The organism is Bartonella queenslandensis AUST/NH15, assembly GCF_000312585.1.
Lineage (GTDB): Bacteria > Pseudomonadota > Alphaproteobacteria > Rhizobiales > Rhizobiaceae > Bartonella > Bartonella queenslandensis_A.
In genome coordinates this window covers 1-1,278 of record NZ_HE998130.1, presented here as the reverse complement: position 1 = coordinate 1,278, position 1,278 = coordinate 1, and the positions used below count along the sequence as shown (strand labels likewise).

Below are 1,278 nucleotides of genomic sequence, written 5' to 3'. Positions count from 1 at the left end.
ATCCATTCTCGTTGGGCAGGGAAATATAGCTCCTGTGGAGAATAGAATTTCTTTACAAAAAATTATTTTTCGATGATTTTGGCTGTCATTATTTGCTATCTAAAAAGTTTTTGAACAATATTTATCTTAATAAGATGAGAAGATAATACATCTTTTTAGTATTGCAAGTAGAGCACATATATCTAAAATCCATAGCTAATCTAAATCTTGCTATAGTGTTCCTTCTTTTAAAAGTTCCTTCTCACAAGACACTCATTTTCTTGTTTTTAAATTCAAGAATAATTACTGCTGTTGTGCAAGGCTAGCTATTATGTAAAATATTAGAAAATTTCCTCTTTATAGGAAAATATCTAACCTTTTAACAAAAATATTTTCTACTCTATCTGAAAAACTACCCTAATTACCGCAATATAAAAAACAAGCAGTGTTTTAAATACTACAGCACAGAGAAAATTCTACAACATGCAAAATATTTTTGATATAAAATTGCATAAAAATTGATATAGAATAAAGGGAAAATATATAATTATGCTAGAAAAAAAGAAGACTGCGACAGTGAATTTGGCAGCCTTGATGAAGCTATCAAAAGAGTTATTGATACAGTAATTGCTGCAAGAAAGCGCTCTTCGCAAATATCAGGGATAGCGACTCACATTCAAACACTTGATGAAAAAATGGGAGGATTACAAGCATCGGACTTAATTATCCTTGCAGGGCGCCCTAGTATGGGAAAAACATCTCTGGCAACTAATATTGCCTTTAATATTGCTAATGCTTATAATCATAATGGTAATACCGAAGAAAATGAAGGCGGCATTGTCGGATTCTTCTCACTTGAAATGTCCTCAGAACAACTTGCAACACGTATTATTTCTGAACAAACGGAAGTCTCTTCTTCTGATATTCGACGTGGTCGTATTTCAGATGAACAATTTTCAAAAATCATCCGTGCGGTAAACCAACTCCAAAAGGCACCACTATATATCGATCAAACTGGAGGAATATCAATTACGCAACTGTCGGCCCGTGCTCGACGTCTCAAGAAACAATATGGTTTAGATATTTTAATTATCGATTATATCCAACTCATGACAAGTGACTTAAAATATTCATCTGAATATCGTATGCAAGAAATCACTGCAGAATTAAAAGCATTAGCTAAAGAATTAAATATCCCTATTATCGCTATTTCACAACTTTCACATCAAGTTGAAAACAAAACAGATAAGCGCCCAAAACTTTTAGATTTAGGTGGATTTGGTTCTATCGAGCAAGATG

At 32.8% G+C, this 1,278-nt stretch carries 1 pseudogene; it reads left to right on the top strand.

The features are described 5' to 3' along the window. Positions 1 to 602: 602 nt before the first annotated feature. Positions 603 to 1,278, top strand: a pseudogene (locus BN338_RS09605) (DnaB-like helicase C-terminal domain-containing protein); the annotation flags it as partial.